Annotated in this window: 1 protein-coding gene; it reads left to right on the top strand. The window is 61.8% G+C overall.

Annotated features, from left to right (window positions below; translation table 11 throughout):
- Nucleotides 1-532 (top strand): exodeoxyribonuclease I (sbcB, locus tag J5M71_RS26990; protein ID WP_207838566.1); only part of this gene is annotated, 532 nt, incomplete at both ends.

Consider the following 532-nt stretch of genomic DNA (forward strand, 5'->3'; position numbering starts at 1 on the left):
GCAGGTGGCCGGGATTCGCACCGACCATGCGCTCAACGAAATCGACGAGCCGGTCAACCTCTATTGCCAACCCAGCGAAGACATCCTGCCGCACCCGGCGGCATGCGCGATCACTGGCATCACCCCCGGTCAGCTCGCTGAAAAAGGCCTGAGCGAAGCCGATTTCATGACTCGCGTGCATGCGCAACTGGCCACACCGGGGACCTGTGGCGCCGGTTACAACACCTTGCGTTTCGACGATGAGATGACTCGCTACAGCCTGTATCGCAATTTCTTCGACCCCTACGCCCGTGAATGGCAGGGTGGCAACAGTCGCTGGGATCTGATTGATGTGGTGCGCGCCGCTTACGCATTGCGCCCGGACGGTCTGGTCTGGCCGACCGATGAGGAAGGCCGCGTGACCCTCAAGCTCGAACGTCTCACGGCGGCCAACAATATCGATCACGGCCACGCCCACGAAGCCCTGTCGGATGTGCGCGCTACCATCGCGTTGGCGCGGCTGATTCGCGAGAAACAACCCAAGCTCTACGAG

Origin of the sequence: Pseudomonas sp. 43(2021) (genome assembly GCF_017490805.1) — a bacterium.
In the GTDB taxonomy this organism is placed as follows: Bacteria; Pseudomonadota; Gammaproteobacteria; order Pseudomonadales; family Pseudomonadaceae; genus Aquipseudomonas.